This is a genomic window from Cupriavidus sp. 10L45 (assembly GCF_056395225.1).
In genome coordinates, this window is the sequence record NZ_JBFTJC010000006.1 from 1 (window position 1) to 13,436 (window position 13,436).

The following is a 13,436-nucleotide window of genomic DNA, read 5'->3' on the forward strand; positions in this document are numbered from 1 at the left end:
CAGCGCGGCTTGTTGATCGGGCCGTAGACCAGCGGGGACGCTTCCGGGTCGAACTCATCGTCGGCGCACATGCCGTAGACCTCGGAGGTCGACGGGAACACCAGGTGCTTCTTGTACTTCACGGCCGCGCGGACCATCGGCAGGTTGGCCTCGAAATCGAGCTCGAACACGCGCAGCGGGTGACGCACGTAGGTGGCCGGGGTGGCGATGGCCACCAGCGGCAGCACCACGTCGCACTTGCGGATGTTGTACTCGATCCACTCCTTGTTGATGGTGATGTCACCTTCGAAGAAGTGCATGCGCGGATGGCTCACCAGGTCGCCGAGGCGGTCGGAGGCCATGTCCATGCCGTAGACCTCCCAGTCGGTGGTCTCCAGGATGCGGCGCGTGAGGTGATGGCCGATGAAGCCGTTGACACCAAGAATCAGGACCTTTTTCATCGGTTTTCCTCTCTGGACTGTGCAGTTGCGATGATGGATTGAAGGGCAGAAACGGTAACCGGCGCGGCGTGATCGGCGGAGGCGCCTTCCAGCAGCGTACGGACATGCAGCATGCCGCCGTCGCCGCAGACGGCGACGATGCGGTCATCGATCACGCGCAGCCCCTGGGGCTGCAGCGGGACCGATGGCAGGGCAGGGATACGGCGCGCGGCGGCCACGATCAGGCGATGGCCGTCCAGCTCGGTGAACGCGCCCGGGTAGGGCGGCGCCACCGCGCGAATCAGGTTGTAGACGGCGGAGGCCGGCTGGTGCCAGTCGATGCGACCGTCCTCGGGCTTGCGGCCCGAGAAGTAGCTGCCATCGGCCAGCCGATTGGGACGCTTGGGCGTATGGCCGCTCATCATGGCCGGCAGGGCGCGCCAGAGCGTCTGCTCGGCGGCGACGGTGACTTTCTCAAAGACCTCGCCGGCGGTGTCGTCGGGCAGGATCGGCACGGCGGTCTGGTCGACGATATAGCCGGCGTCCGGCTTGGCTTCCATCGCGTGCAGCGTGGCGCCGGTCTCGGTCTCGCCGTGGATCACCGCCCAGTTCACCGGCACGCGGCCGCGATACTTCGGCAGCAGCGAGCCATGCATGTTGAATGCGCCCTGCGGCGCGATGGCCAGCACCTCGGCCGGAATCATCGCCCGGTAGTAGAACGAGAAGATGACATCGGGCCGGGCGGCGCGCACGGCCTCGGCCAGTGCCGGGTCGGTCGGATCTTCGCCGTGCAGGAAGGGGATGCCCAGCTCCACGGCGGTATCGGCCACGCGGCGGAACCAGATGTTCTCGTCGGGCCGGTCACGATGGGTGATCACCAACGCCACGTCCACGCCCCGCGCGTGCAGCACGCGCAGGCAGCGGTCGCCAACGTTGTGGTAGGCGAAGACTACCGCGCGCACGATTCCTCCACGGCGGTCTGGTCCGACGGCGTCCGGAGCGGGTCACGCTCGAGCACGGCCTGGATGCGGTAGCGCGGGCGGTCGCGCACTTCCTGGTAGATCCGGCCCACGTATTCGCCAAGCAGGCCGATGCCGAACAGCATGATGCCGACCAGGAAGAAGTTCAGGGCGAACAGGGTGAACACCCCCTGCACTTCCGAGCCGAGCAGGAAGCGCCGAATCAGCAGCACGACGAACAGGCCCGCCGAGGAGATCGACAGCAGCGTGCCAATCGCCGAGAACCACTGCAGCGGCACGATCGAGAAGCCGGTAACGAGGTCGAAGTTGAGGCGGATCAGCTGGTAGAGCGAATACTTCGACTCCCCCGCGAAGCGCTGCTCGTGGCCGACCTCGATCTCGACCGGATTGGACGAGAACGTGTACGCCAGCGCCGGGATGAAGGTGTTCACCTCGCGGCAGGCGTTGATCGTGTCGATGATGTTGCGGTCATAGGCGCGCAGCATGCAGCCCTGGTCCGTCATCTTGATCTTGGTGATGCGCTCGCGCAGCTGGTTCATCGCGCGCGACGCATAGCGCCGGAACGCCGTGTCGTTGCGCTGGCGGCGAATCGTGCCCACGTAGTCATGGCCCTGGCGCATGGCGGCCACCAGGCGCGGGATTTCCTCGGGCGGGTTCTGCAGGTCCGCGTCCAGCGTGATGACGATGCGCCCGCGCGTGTGCTCGAACCCGGCCAGGATGGCCATGTGCTGGCCAAAGTTGCCGTTGAACAGCACCACGCGCGTGACGTCCGGACGCTTGTGGAACTGCGCTGCCAGGATCTGCGGGGAGCGGTCATGGCTGCCGTCATTGATGAAGATCAGCTCGTACGACTCGCCCATGGCATCCATCGCCGGATAAAGGCGATCGAACAGCGCCTGCAGGCCGTCCTCCTCGTTGTAGACGGGGACGACGACCGAGACCTCGACGGGGCTTAGAGAGAAAGGCGTTTGCATGTTTCGCTGAGAGTTGCGCATACCCGCTCCACGTCGGTGGCATGCATGGCAGGAAACAGCGGCAGCGTGACGATGCCGCGTCCGATGCGCTCGGCGTGGGGCAGCATGCCTTCGCGCCAGCCGAGTGAGCGGTAGTGGGTAAACAGGTGGATGGGCGGATAGTGGACACCCGTGCCGATGCCTTGCTCGCGCAGCGCCTCCATCACGTGGCGGCGCGCTTCCGCCGGGCCGCCGCGCAGGCGGTCCGTGGGCAGCACCACCTGGAACATGTGCCAGTTGGTGGTGGCGCCGGCGGGGTCCAGCGGCAGCGGCAGCTCGATGCCGAGATCGGCCAGCCCCGTGTCGGCGGCGCAGCGGAAGTAGGTCTCGGCCAGCGCGGCGCGCTTGGCGGTGATGGCGTCCAGCTTCGGCAGCTGCGCCAGCCCGATGGCGGCGTTGACGTCGGTCAGGTTGAACTTGCCGCCGGGTTCTTCCACGTCCATGCCGTCCATGCCGGTGCGGATCACGCCTTGCAGGCGCAGGCGCTCGGCACGCAGGGCTTCCTCGGGCGAGTTCAGCACGAGGCAGCCGCCTTCGATGGTGGTGATGTTCTTGTTCGCCTGGAAGCTGAAGCTGGCCAGGTCGCCGAACGCGCCGATGCGCTGGCCGCGCCAGCGGGAATCGATGGCCTGGGCGGCGTCCTCGATCACGCGCAGCTGGTGCTTGTCCGCGATGGCGTAGAGCCGGTCCATGTCCACGGGCAGGCCGGACAGGTAGACCGGCATGATCGCCCGCGTGCGCGGCGTGATGGCGGCCTCGACGGCGTCCAGGTCGAGGTTGCGGGTGCGCGGGTCGATATCGACGAACACCGGGCGGGCGCCCACCGCGAGGACCACGTTGGCCGTGGCCACCCAGGTGATCGGCGTGGTGATGACTTCGTCGCCCGGGCCGATATTGGCCACGCGCAGCGCGATCTCCATCGTGGCGGAGCCGTTGGCGAACGTCCGCACCGGCCGGCCGCCGAACACATCGGACAGCGCCGCTTCAAACGCCTGCATCTTCGGGCCGGAAGTGATCCATCCGGAAGCAAGCACCTTGCCGACCTCGGCAATGGTCTCGGTGTCGATCTCGGGCCGCACGAACGGCAGGAAGGGCTGGGCTGCGGTAACGGTCATGGTTCTTTGTGGGGCACGGGGGCTCAGGCGCGTACGCTCAGGATCGTGCAATCAGGAAGACTCCGGCCAGTATCAGCAGGATGCCGGCTACGCGCAAGGGACCAATCATCTCGCCGAACAGCCACCACGCCGCCAGCGCGTTGACCACGTAGCCCAGCGACAGCATGGGGTAGGCGATGGACACGTCCACGCGCGACAGCCCGACGATCCACACCGCCACGCTGACCACGTACAGCGTCAGGCCGCCGATCACCGGCCATTGCGTCAGCACGCGGAACGCGGTGGTGAACAGCGTGGCGCGGTCCAGCGTGATGGCGCCCACGGCATTGGTGCCGGCCTTGAGCAGCAACTGCGCGGCGGCGTTGAGCATCACGCCGGTCAGGATGAAAGCGAAAGTCGAAAGCGTCATGACGCGGGCTTGGGTTCCGGAGTGCCTGCCGGTGCCGGGGCACCGGACGGCGGAAAGTTGCTGACCACGACGCGCCGGCTATCGCGCGCCACCACATGCATCGGGACCTGCCGTGCCGACAGCTCGTCGTAGAGGCTCGGGTCCATGATGCCCAGCGCGGGCTGGCCGTCGCGCCAGCGCGCGATGAACTGGTCCAGTGTGGGAATCCACTGGTCCGGGGCCTGCTGCACGCCAAATTCAAGCTCATCGGGCTCCTCCACCATCGTCAGCGGATGTCCCAGGTAGAACGGCAGGGTATGGTCGAGTACCCGCACGCCGTACAGGGGCATATCGTCTTTCAGCACGGCACGGATGGCGGGCACCAGATCCACGCCGGACGCCCGCCGGCCCATCACTTCATGGCCCATCAGGCCGATGGTGCAGGTCAGGAACATCGCCAGCGCACACGCCGTGATGCTGGGGAACAGGCCCCTTGACTGCAACAGCTTGCGCGCCAGTATCGTGCCGCCCAAGAGTACGGCAAACGCGACGCCCGTGTACACGGCAAACGTGCGGAAGACCTCGTTTGGATTGGACGGGCGATGCAGCGTGGCCACATACGGCGTGGCCAGCAGGCCCACCACGGCCAGCGCCATCAGCGCGTTGACCTGGCGTTGCCAGGAGCGCTCGGTGATGTCGTCCAGCGCCACGCCGGCCAGCATCGCCAGCGCGGGGAAGATCGGCACGATGTAACCGGGCAGTTTGGAGCCGGACATGCTGAAGAAGACGAAAATCGCCACGGCCCAGATCAGTGCCATCAGCGCGGGCTGGAACGGCTTGCCGCCGGCCCCGCGCGCGGCCCCGGCGCGCTCGCGCACGGCGGTCCACATGCGCGGCGTCAGGCCCAGCCACGGCAGGAAGCCCAGCAGCAGCAGCGGCACGAAGTAGAACGGCGTGCCCTTGCGCGCATGCACGGTGGACGTATAGCGGTCCCAGTGCTCGTGGATAAAGAAGAAATGGGGGAATTCGGGGTTGCGCGAGGAAATCAGCCAGAACCACGGCACCGTGACGATCAGCATGACGACGATGCCGGACACCAGATGCAGGCGCCGCCACAGCGCCAGATCGCGCGTGATCAGCGAGTAAACCACGAGGACCAGGCCCGGCAGCGCGATGCCGACCAAACCCTTGGTCAGGATGGCGACGCCCATGGCGACCCAGCAGGCCAGCATCCAGCCGCGCCGGGCGGCGGGCGTGGCGTCCGGATGCTGGGCAAGCATCATGCAGGCCAGCACGCACGCGAGCGCGCCGGACAGCGTCATGTCGAGGGCGTTGAAGTGGCCGGCGATGCTCCACATCGGCGCCGCCAGCAGGGCCAGCCCGGCCAGCAGGCCGGCACGCGCGCCGAACCAGCGCGTGGCGGCGAGCACCGTGACGCCCAGCCCGAGGATGCCCGAGAGCGCCACGCACAGCCGCGCCTGCCAGTCGCCCACGCCGAAAGCCTCGTAGGCCAGCGTGGTGACCCACATATGGAACGGGGGCTTCTCGAAGTACTTCAGGGCGTTGTAGTGGATGGTCACCCAGTCGCCGCTGGCGAACATCTCGCGCGAGATTTCCGCGTAGCGGCCTTCGTCCGGCTTCAGCAGGTGCCGGAAGTCGAGCGTGCCGAACCAGACCAGCAGGATTGCGATGACGACCAGGGCAATCATGCCGACGGGTAGCCCGGCATAGCGCGAGGGCGTGGAACTACGCATAACTCTCCTGAAATGGCCGGCGAACCGGAAGCGATGTGGTCCCGGTTGTGCAGCAGACACCACACAACGCCGCAGGGCCGGATTCGGTGGACACGCATTCCCCGCCGCGGTGAGAACCTCGCGGAAGGGCAGGGGTTCCCCTGGAACGACCGGCCATGGCCGATTTGCTCCCCCGTCCGGTCGCCAAATTGGCGCGCAATGTTAGCACGACGCGCCGGTGCCGCCGCCGGCCAGGATTCCCCATGTGCCGGATTCGCGTAATACTGGCGGCTGCACCGCGCCACGATCAGTCCCGGCAGGCCGGTTTGTCGAATCCTCAGGAAACTACGATGAAAACGGCCCTGATGTCCGGTCTCTGTTTCAGCCTGCTCGCAGTGGCGAATGGAGCACATTCACAGGCATCGGAGCCGGCTGCCGAAATCGCCCAGATCGCTCAGACCGCCCCGGCCGCCCCGGCCGCCCCGGCCGCCGACGCCGCGCCCGTGGCCGGCATGTCCCCCGTGCCCATGCCGGCCGGTGCAGCCTTGTGCGACGCCCCGTGGTTCCGCTCCGGCTCCCGCGTGCAGATGGAAGGCGACGGCGAGATGCCGATGTCGATCACCATGACGCTGCGCGAGGTGATGCGCACGGCGCGCGGCTGCAGCGCCCAGCTCGAAGTGCGCTCCAAGTCGGCGCTGTCGGCGCTGATGGGCCCCCCGGTGGTGATGGACCAGGTGCACGAGATCAATATCGACCGCAGCAGCGCCACCATGCGCACGCGCATCGACAGCCGCAACGCGGTGATCAACGCCCGGGCCCGATATGCGCKGATGTTCGGCGAGGCGTCGTTTACGGGTAGCGGCGTTTTCAACTATGCCGGCGTGGAGATCAAGGAGGGGGCGATGCTCGAGGGCGAGACCTTCCAGTCGAGCGTCTCGCTGAAGATCTATCCGCTCGGCGCCGACGAGGTGGTGGGCACGATGCAGGCCCTGCATGCGTCGATCATCGTCGGCTCCCGCATGGTGGGGCGACGCCAGATGATCAATACCGTGATGGGACGCAAGGAGTGCATGCCCATCACTTATGAGAAGCGCACCTCGCTGGGCCCGTTGATGGTGGGCGACGAGATCCTGCAGTTGGAGCCGAGCGTGCTGCACGTCACCGACTGGTACTGCCCGATGGAGGCCTTCGTGCTGCGCACCGAAGTCCGCCAGAACAACAAGGTCCAGCGCGTGGACGTGACCGGGCTGGAAATGCTGGACCCCGAGGCCCCGGCGGAGCGCTGACACCCGCATCCGGCCAATAAAAAACCCCCCAATGTCTTGGGGGGTCTGTTTCCGCACGGGAAGATCCGTGACCGGCCAGCGGCCAATCAGTTGCCCTGCGTGGGCTTCTTGGTGGTCTTCTTGGTCTTGTCCTTCTTCGGCTGGCCCGACTGATCCACCAGATCCGCACGGGTGCTCTTGTTCGCGCCCTGGCTGTACGGGTCGAACTTGTCGCCGGACTTCGCACCCTGGCTGTAGGTGTCGAATTTCTCGCCGGACTTCGCGCCTTGCGAGTACGGGTCGAACTGCTTCTTGTCCTGTGCAATGGCCGCCACGGAGGCGGTAGCCAGGCCCAGCGCAACTGCGGTGGCGATGATCTTGTTCATGGGATCTCCTGAGTGGTGCCGCCTTCCGGCGGTTCGCGTTGTGCGGGCTTACCGGCCAGTAAACAGCATGTCAGCCCGCTCGGGCCAGTGTGTCCAAGGCCGGTGAAGCCGTCAACTCAGGGGTTTTCCGGGGGCGGCAGCCGCGTGCCGCCCCGAGATGGATGCCGAAAAGTGCTTATTCGGTCACGGCGTCAGAGGGGTGCTTCCAGGCCTGTGTGACCTCGGCGGAGGGCGCCAGCGCGAGGTTGGTGCCACGCGTGCCAATCGGCTGCTGGAACCAGCGCTTTTGCAGCGCGACGACGTCCGGCGTGGCGAAGGTGCCCGCCAGCGCCTGATCGACCAGCCGCTTCCACTCCGGGTCCGCCTTGGACATCATCAGCGCGTTCTGCTCCACCGACAGCGCCGGGCCGACAATCACGAACTGCGACGGATCCTTCGACTTGGCGCGCAGCCCGGCCAGCAGCACATCGTCCATGACGAAGGCCTGGGCGCGGCCCGTCTCCAGCAGCAGGAACGACTCGCCATGATCCTTGGCGTAGACGTCCCGATAGCCATAGTCGGCCTTCAGGCGTCGCACGTGGCGGTCGCCGGTGGAGCCGGCGCTGGTCACCACGGTCTTGCCACGCAGATCCTCGAGCGACTTGATACCCGAATCGGCCCGTACCAGCATCCGCACCGTGGATACATAGTGCGAAACGCTGAACGCCACCTGCTTCTGGCGCTCCAGCGTATTGGTATTGGGCGCGCAATCGAGGTCGACCAGCCCATTGACGACGGCCGGAATGCGGTTCTGCGGCGTCAGCGGCAGCCAGCGCACCTTGATCTCCTTCAACCCGGCCTTGACGCGGGCGGCCTCGGCGGCACGCAGGCAGAGATCCACCGCATACCCGGCCGGCTGGCCCTTGTCGTCGGCAAACGAGAACGGCAACGCCGATTCCCGATAGCCGAGCGTAATCGTGCCCGTCTCGCGAATCTTGTTGAGAACCGGGCTATCGGCATGGGCGAGAGCAGGCGCCACTACCCCGGCGAGCAGGGCAGCAGCGGCAATCAGGCGTTGCAGGGACGAAAACGAGGCAAACGGCGACATGGGATCCGAGGGTGCTGACGAAAGCGGCAAGGGTATACCCCGGGCCTGCGGCGCAGGAAGGATATTCTCGTCATAAGCAAATGCCCGGTTTTGGGGAACGGGCCGCGCTAGGTCAACCGGGAGCCGTCATAGGCCATCAGCGCCCAGACCACGGCAAAGGGGAGCGCGCGCAGGATGCGGGTCCGCATGCGGGTGCGCCTGGCAAGCAGGGACCAGAGGGCGAGGGTGCTGGTGGTCCAGAGTGAGATGCTTGATATCAGATAATTCTGCTGGGACCGATAAGCCCACATCGAAGCGGCTGGGCCTTCCTCTCCAAAGGGGTATTCATGAGGGACAGTCCATGCGTCCCAGATATCTGCAGGCATAATAACGACGATGAAGGCGAGAATGATGCCAGCGATTATTTTAATAACGAACCTGTAATTCCATATCTTTTGCACAATACATAAACTCCTTATTTCGATGCGCCGGGCAGTTCCTTCGAGATCCAGAAGTTCGATGATTTCCCGTGGCGTCGGCGTCGTGCCAAGAAGCCGATAGGGTTGAACCAGCAGACGTTCTACCCGCGCATTGTCTGAGAGGTCTATCAGACGCGCCCAAGAATTGGGCATGGTTTGACTTTCATCGTGGCCGGCGCGCCATCCCACCTATCCTTGTTACATCCGTAACCTTTGACCCCCATCCGTCCCTGCACCAACAAGGTACAATCCCGCACCTTTGTATCGTTCTCATAACAAATGGGCACCCGTCCTTCTCGTTTGGCGTGCATTGACGCGCTGAAGGCGGTCAGCTCACAGCTGATCGTGTTGCACCATCTGGCCTTCTACGGGCCGATGTCCGATGCCGCGCACGCCCTTGCCCCGGGGCTGATTGGCTGGCTGGCCGACTATGCGCGCATTGCCGTGCAGGTCTTTCTTGTTGTCAGTGGTTTCCTGGCCGCGCGCAGCCTGGCGCCGGGCGGGATTCTGACGGCCGCGAATCCGCTGGGGACCATCTGGCGCCGTTATCAGAAGCTGGTGGTGCCGTTTGCCGTTGCCATTCTCGTGGCGATTGCCGGGGCTGCGCTGGCGCGCACCTGGATGACGCATGACTCCATTCCGGCCGCCCCGCACTTGGCGCAGTTCGTCGCGCATCTGCTCCTGCTGCACAACATTCTCGATGTGGACGCGCTGTCCGCCGGCGTCTGGTATATCGCCATCGACCTGCAACTGTTCGCCTTGCTCGTGATGGTGCTGTGGGTGGCGCGCGCGGCGCCGCGTCGGCGCCTGCCGTGGGGCATGGCGCTGGTGGGTGCGCTGGCCGTGGCGTCGCTGTTCTGGTTCAACCGCGACGCCAGCTGGGATATCTGGGCGATCTATTTCTTTGGTGCCTATGGCATGGGCACGCTGGCCTACTGGGTGTCGAACCCGGGGCGCTCGCCGATGGCGCTGATCCTGCTGGCCTCGCTGGGCGTGGCGGCGCTGGTGGTGGACTTCCGGCTGCGCATCGCGGTGGCGCTGGCCACGGCGCTGCTACTGGCCATCTCCCGGCGCGGGGACTGGCTGGAGCGCTGGCCCGGCGGCCGTCTGGCGGATCTCTCGGCCTATTTCGGCAAGATTTCCTATTCGGTCTTCCTGGTCCACTTTCCGGTTTGCCTGGTGGTCAATGCGGCGGTCTCGCACCTGGCGCCGGGGCAGCCCGTGCTCAACGCACTGGGCATGGGGGCCGCCTGGGTCGCCAGCAATCTGGCCGGGGCGGTGTTCCATCGCTATGTGGAATCGGTCGATGTCCTCCATGTGTTGCGCGAGGCGATCTGGCCGGCGCGTGACAAGTCGGTCACTTCCGAGGCCTGATCTGGCCTTAGCGCCTTAGCGCTCTCAGCTGTATGTCGGCACCAGCGCCTTGCGGGCGGCCGGGTCCTCGATGACCCGGCGCCAGTCCGCGGGCGCCCCGTGCGACATCCCTCCCACGGGCACCATGCCCGACACCTTGCCGGACGGCAGCACGCACCGCACGCGCGGCCCGGGTGCCCGCTGGGCCTCGCCGGCCTGCGCCGACACCGTCACGCAGGAGGCGGGCAGCGGGCTGGCCGATGTCCCCGCGGCATGCGCCGCCACAGGCGCCAACACGCTGAGGGATGCGGCGACTGCCGCTAAGGCGGATAGTAGTTTCATGATGTTCTCCATGCTGTGGCTGGCCCCGTCTGGGGCGCGATGCAGCCAGTATGGAAAATGCCTGTCGACCTCGACATAGCCGAAGTCCTAAATTGACCCCATCGCCCTGATGGTGCCCACCGCCTCGCCTTGGCGCGGGCAACGCACTGCCACGGTGCGTTCGGCGCAACACCTACCGTAACAACCCCACTTGGGCGATGGCACGAACGTTGCCTAGTATGGAGATACAAACCTGACCATTTGGTCAGGATTCCAGATACCGGGGCATCCGGGGAAGAGGCTGTCATGTCCGATCACATCGTCCTGACCTCGCACGCGCGCCGCGACAAGCCGGCCGAGCCGATCCACTGGGGCGCCCCCACGGCGGCCGAGCGGGGACCGGTCATCGCCAGCCTCACGGACCTCACGCGCCGCAACGTGATCGGCACCCACGCCGGGGCCTATGCGATCTATCGCGCGCTGGCGGTGGCCTCGGGCAGCCTGCAGCGCGCGCATCGGCCGGACCTGACCGACACGGCGCCGGCCGAGTCCATCGGGCCCCATGCCCAGTGGGGCGATCCGGACAAGATCGTCTCGCTCGACCCCTGGGGCCACCTCGTCTCCACCGTCTTCGCAGACCGCATCGCCGCCGGCGTGGACATCCGCCCGACCATCGCCGTCACGCGCGCCCATATCAATATGCCGGAGCTGACGGCGGCCATCGCCGCTGGCCGGCTGGTGCCCGATGGCGAGATCCTCTATCCCAATGGCGATGTGCGCGTGACCAAGGCCGCCGTGGACCCGGTCTGGTACCTGCCGGGCCTGGCGCGGCGCTTCAATATCAAGGAAAGCATCCTGCGGCGCAGCCTGTTCGAGCAGACCGGCGGCATGTTCCCGGAACTCGTCACGCGGCCCGACCTCAAGGTCTTCCTCCCCCCCATCGGTGGCATGACGCTCTATTTCTTCGGCGATGTGGCCAAGCTGGGCCAGCCGGAGACCCGCGTGGCCTGCCGCGTGCACGACGAATGCAATGGCTCGGATGTGTTCGGCTCCGACATCTGCACGTGCCGGCCCTATCTGGCGCACGGCATCGAGGTCTGTATCGAGATGGCGCAGCAGGGCGGCGTAGGCCTGGTGGTCTATAACCGAAAGGAGGGCCGCGCGTTGGGCGAGGTGACCAAGTTCCTGGTCTACAACGCGCGCAAGCGCCAGGTGGGCGGCGACCGCGCCGAAACCTACTTCGCGCGGACCGAATGCGTGGCGGGCGTGCAGGACATGCGGTTCCAGGAACTGATGCCCGACGTCTTCCACTGGCTGGGCATCCGGCGGATCGACCGCTGGGCGTCCATGAGCAATATGAAACATGGCGCGCTGACCGCGCAGGGCATCGAGGTGGTGGAGCAGGTGGCCATTCCCGAGGCGCTGATCCCGGCCGACGCGCGCGTGGAAATCGATGCAAAGGTGGCGGCGGGGTACTTCACGCGGTACACGCCGCCGGACGCCGACGAACTCGCCCTGGCAAAGGGCAGGGGGTTGAACGAATGAACCAGCATTCCGAAGGAGGGCAGGACGCACGGATCGATGGCGATGGCAGCGGCTGGCACACCCCGGTGCCGCCGGACCATCCCGCCTCGGCGCTGTTGAGCGCGGAGGCTGTGCGCAGCCGGTGCGCCATTGTGACGGAATACGTGGCGGCGGGCGACTCTGCGCTCTTTACTTGGCATCCAGACCGGGTGCACGCCGTGGCGGACTACGTGGCGGCCACCATCCGGCGCCGCTACCGCGACCTCAAGGTGCCGTATCACAGCCGCTGGCGCCATTTCGAGAGCGGCGGTCCGGGCGAGGAAAAGCTCGACCGCTGGCAGATCCTGTGCGAGCGGGCGGGCATGTCCGGCGCCGATCATTGCGAGGAACGCGCGCGCATCGGCATCGACCTGGTCATCCCGAGCGTACTGCTCGATGCCGGTGCCGGCGCTGACTGGCGCTACCGCGATCCGGCCAGCGACCTGATGCTGACCCGCTCCGAGGGCCTCGGCGTGGCCAGCTTCGATCTCTTCGCGCGCGGCGGCTTCTCCGCCGAGCATGGCGACCCCTTGCGTGCCGATGGCGAGCGGCTGGCGCGCATGGACGCCTCGACCATCGCCACCGCTTTCCAGGTGGCCGCGCACAACCCGCTGGTGGGGCTGGAAGGCCGCGCCGGCCTGCTGCGCCGGCTGGGGGAGGTGGTGCAAGCCACCCCGGCCGTCTTCGGCACGCCGGCCCGGCTCGGCAATCTGTACGACTACTTCGCCAAACATGCCGTCGATGGCCGCATCGAGGCCAGCTTCGTGCTGCGCACGCTGCTGGTGGCGCTCGGGCCGGTCTGGCCGGGCCGCGTGCAGCTCGATGGCATCTCGCTGGGCGACTGCTGGCACCATGAAGCCGCGCCCGACGGGCTGGTGCCGTTTCACAAGCTCACCCAGTGGCTGACCTATTCGCTGCTGGAGCCGCTCGAGGACGCCGGCCTCATCGTCACCGGGCTGGACGCCCTGACCGGCCTGCCCGAGTACCGCAACGGCGGCCTGCTGTTCGATTTCGAGCTGATGGTGCCGCGCAACCCCGATTTCGCGGCGGGCACGCACACGGTGGATGAGCCGGTGATCGTGGAATGGCGCGCGCTGACCGTGACCGGGCTCGACCTCGTGGCCGAAGGGGTGCGGCAGGCGCTGGGCGTCACCCAGGAGGATTTTCCGCTGGCGCGGGTGCTGGAGGGCGGCACCTGGGCCGCGGGCCGGCGCATTGCCGCGCAGCGCAGGCCGGGCGGCACGCCCCCGTTCGCGATCCAGAGCGACGGCACGGTGTTCTGACGAGAGCCTTTTACCACCCACGTTTTTGCAGGCAGCCGGGCGCGGCGGGCCAGTGGCCCGTCGTGCCTGATG

General features: G+C 66.7%; 14 protein-coding genes. 4 read left to right on the plus strand and 10 right to left on the minus strand.

Features of this window, described 5'->3' with window-relative positions; genetic code table 11:
• The 6 genes from AC1DFU_RS12210 to AC1DFU_RS12235 form a co-directional block, all read right to left on the minus strand.
• On the minus strand, positions 1-440 hold a 440-nt coding region (locus tag AC1DFU_RS12210; protein WP_441592950.1), incomplete at its 3' end, for a bifunctional UDP-4-keto-pentose/UDP-xylose synthase.
• The gene (locus AC1DFU_RS12215; protein ID WP_441592951.1) at positions 437-1,381 is read right to left on the minus strand and encodes a formyltransferase; all 945 of its coding nucleotides are present in this window, start codon (positions 1,379-1,381) and stop codon (positions 437-439) included. The genes AC1DFU_RS12215 and AC1DFU_RS12210, both read right to left, overlap by 4 nt.
• Positions 1,369-2,373: a glycosyltransferase gene (locus AC1DFU_RS12220; RefSeq protein WP_092300735.1), complete on the minus strand. Its 1,005-nt coding sequence runs from the start codon at positions 2,371-2,373 to the stop codon at positions 1,369-1,371. The genes AC1DFU_RS12215 and AC1DFU_RS12220 overlap by 13 nt, the downstream gene beginning before the upstream one ends.
• Entirely contained in the window at positions 2,352-3,527 is a 1,176-nt protein-coding gene (locus AC1DFU_RS12225; RefSeq protein WP_092300732.1) for a DegT/DnrJ/EryC1/StrS family aminotransferase, read from the minus strand. The genes AC1DFU_RS12220 and AC1DFU_RS12225 overlap by 22 nt, the downstream gene beginning before the upstream one ends.
• Positions 3,528-3,564: 37 nt before the next feature.
• On the minus strand, positions 3,565-3,936 hold the full coding sequence (locus AC1DFU_RS12230; RefSeq protein WP_092300729.1) for a DMT family transporter: 372 nt from the start codon (positions 3,934-3,936) through the stop codon (positions 3,565-3,567).
• Positions 3,933-5,669: a glycosyltransferase family 39 protein gene (locus tag AC1DFU_RS12235; protein ID WP_092300726.1), complete on the minus strand. Its 1,737-nt coding sequence runs from the start codon at positions 5,667-5,669 to the stop codon at positions 3,933-3,935. Before AC1DFU_RS12235 ends, AC1DFU_RS12230 begins: the two co-directional genes overlap by 4 nt.
• Before the next feature lie 329 nt (positions 5,670-5,998).
• On the opposite strand from AC1DFU_RS12235, the gene AC1DFU_RS12240 reads away from it, so the two are divergent.
• Positions 5,999-6,934, plus strand: a complete 936-nt coding sequence (locus AC1DFU_RS12240; RefSeq protein WP_477159861.1) for a hypothetical protein — start codon at positions 5,999-6,001, stop codon at positions 6,932-6,934.
• Positions 6,935-7,020: 86 nt separating this feature from the next.
• Here AC1DFU_RS12240 and AC1DFU_RS12245 read toward each other — a convergent pair whose 3' ends face one another.
• The 3 genes from AC1DFU_RS12245 to AC1DFU_RS12255 all read right to left on the minus strand — a co-directional run bounded on the left by AC1DFU_RS12245 (position 7,021) and on the right by AC1DFU_RS12255 (position 8,997).
• Positions 7,021-7,299, minus strand: coding sequence for an amino acid ABC transporter permease (locus AC1DFU_RS12245; RefSeq protein ID WP_092300721.1), 279 nt, complete (start codon positions 7,297-7,299; stop codon positions 7,021-7,023).
• Positions 7,300-7,474: 175 nt separating this feature from the next.
• Positions 7,475-8,386 (minus strand): amino acid ABC transporter substrate-binding protein, encoded by a 912-nt coding sequence (locus AC1DFU_RS12250; protein WP_441592955.1) that lies wholly within the window; start codon positions 8,384-8,386, stop codon positions 7,475-7,477.
• A 107-nt stretch (positions 8,387-8,493) separates the two neighbouring features.
• Positions 8,494-8,997: a hypothetical protein gene (locus AC1DFU_RS12255; protein ID WP_441592957.1), complete on the minus strand. Its 504-nt coding sequence runs from the start codon at positions 8,995-8,997 to the stop codon at positions 8,494-8,496.
• Between the two features lie 126 nt (positions 8,998-9,123).
• Here AC1DFU_RS12255 and AC1DFU_RS12260 point away from each other — a divergent pair, with 126 nt between their 5' ends.
• Entirely contained in the window at positions 9,124-10,218 is a 1,095-nt protein-coding gene (locus tag AC1DFU_RS12260; RefSeq protein WP_092300711.1) for an acyltransferase family protein, read from the plus strand.
• Positions 10,219-10,242: 24 nt separating this feature from the next.
• Here AC1DFU_RS12260 and AC1DFU_RS12265 read toward each other — a convergent pair whose 3' ends face one another.
• Positions 10,243-10,539, minus strand: coding sequence for a hypothetical protein (locus tag AC1DFU_RS12265; RefSeq protein WP_441592958.1), 297 nt, complete (start codon positions 10,537-10,539; stop codon positions 10,243-10,245).
• A gap of 285 nt (positions 10,540-10,824) precedes the next feature.
• Between AC1DFU_RS12265 and AC1DFU_RS12270 the strand changes: the two genes are divergently transcribed.
• Together AC1DFU_RS12270 and AC1DFU_RS12275 are read left to right on the plus strand one after the other, a co-directional pair.
• On the plus strand, positions 10,825-12,063 hold the full coding sequence (locus AC1DFU_RS12270; RefSeq protein ID WP_092300705.1) for a GTP cyclohydrolase II: 1,239 nt from the start codon (positions 10,825-10,827) through the stop codon (positions 12,061-12,063).
• Entirely contained in the window at positions 12,060-13,364 is a 1,305-nt protein-coding gene (locus tag AC1DFU_RS12275; RefSeq protein WP_092300702.1) for a URC4/urg3 family protein, read from the plus strand. Before AC1DFU_RS12270 ends, AC1DFU_RS12275 begins: the two co-directional genes overlap by 4 nt.
• Positions 13,365-13,436: the final 72 nt, after the last annotated feature.

Coding starts and splice junctions, on each gene's coding strand:
- AC1DFU_RS12275 (WP_092300702.1), top strand. CDS start 12,060: ATGAACCAGCATTCCGAAGGAGGGCAGGACGCACGGATCGATGGCGAT.
- AC1DFU_RS12270 (WP_092300705.1), top strand. CDS start 10,825: ATGTCCGATCACATCGTCCTGACCTCGCACGCGCGCCGCGACAAGCCG.
- AC1DFU_RS12265 (WP_441592958.1), bottom strand. CDS start 10,539: ATGAAACTACTATCCGCCTTAGCGGCAGTCGCCGCATCCCTCAGCGTG.
- AC1DFU_RS12235 (WP_092300726.1), bottom strand. CDS start 5,669: ATGCGTAGTTCCACGCCCTCGCGCTATGCCGGGCTACCCGTCGGCATG.
- AC1DFU_RS12220 (WP_092300735.1), bottom strand. CDS start 2,373: ATGCAAACGCCTTTCTCTCTAAGCCCCGTCGAGGTCTCGGTCGTCGTC.
- AC1DFU_RS12255 (WP_441592957.1), bottom strand. CDS start 8,997: ATGCCCAATTCTTGGGCGCGTCTGATAGACCTCTCAGACAATGCGCGG.
- AC1DFU_RS12230 (WP_092300729.1), bottom strand. CDS start 3,936: ATGACGCTTTCGACTTTCGCTTTCATCCTGACCGGCGTGATGCTCAAC.
- AC1DFU_RS12225 (WP_092300732.1), bottom strand. CDS start 3,527: ATGACCGTTACCGCAGCCCAGCCCTTCCTGCCGTTCGTGCGGCCCGAG.
- AC1DFU_RS12245 (WP_092300721.1), bottom strand. CDS start 7,299: ATGAACAAGATCATCGCCACCGCAGTTGCGCTGGGCCTGGCTACCGCC.
- AC1DFU_RS12250 (WP_441592955.1), bottom strand. CDS start 8,386: ATGTCGCCGTTTGCCTCGTTTTCGTCCCTGCAACGCCTGATTGCCGCT.
- AC1DFU_RS12260 (WP_092300711.1), top strand. CDS start 9,124: ATGGGCACCCGTCCTTCTCGTTTGGCGTGCATTGACGCGCTGAAGGCG.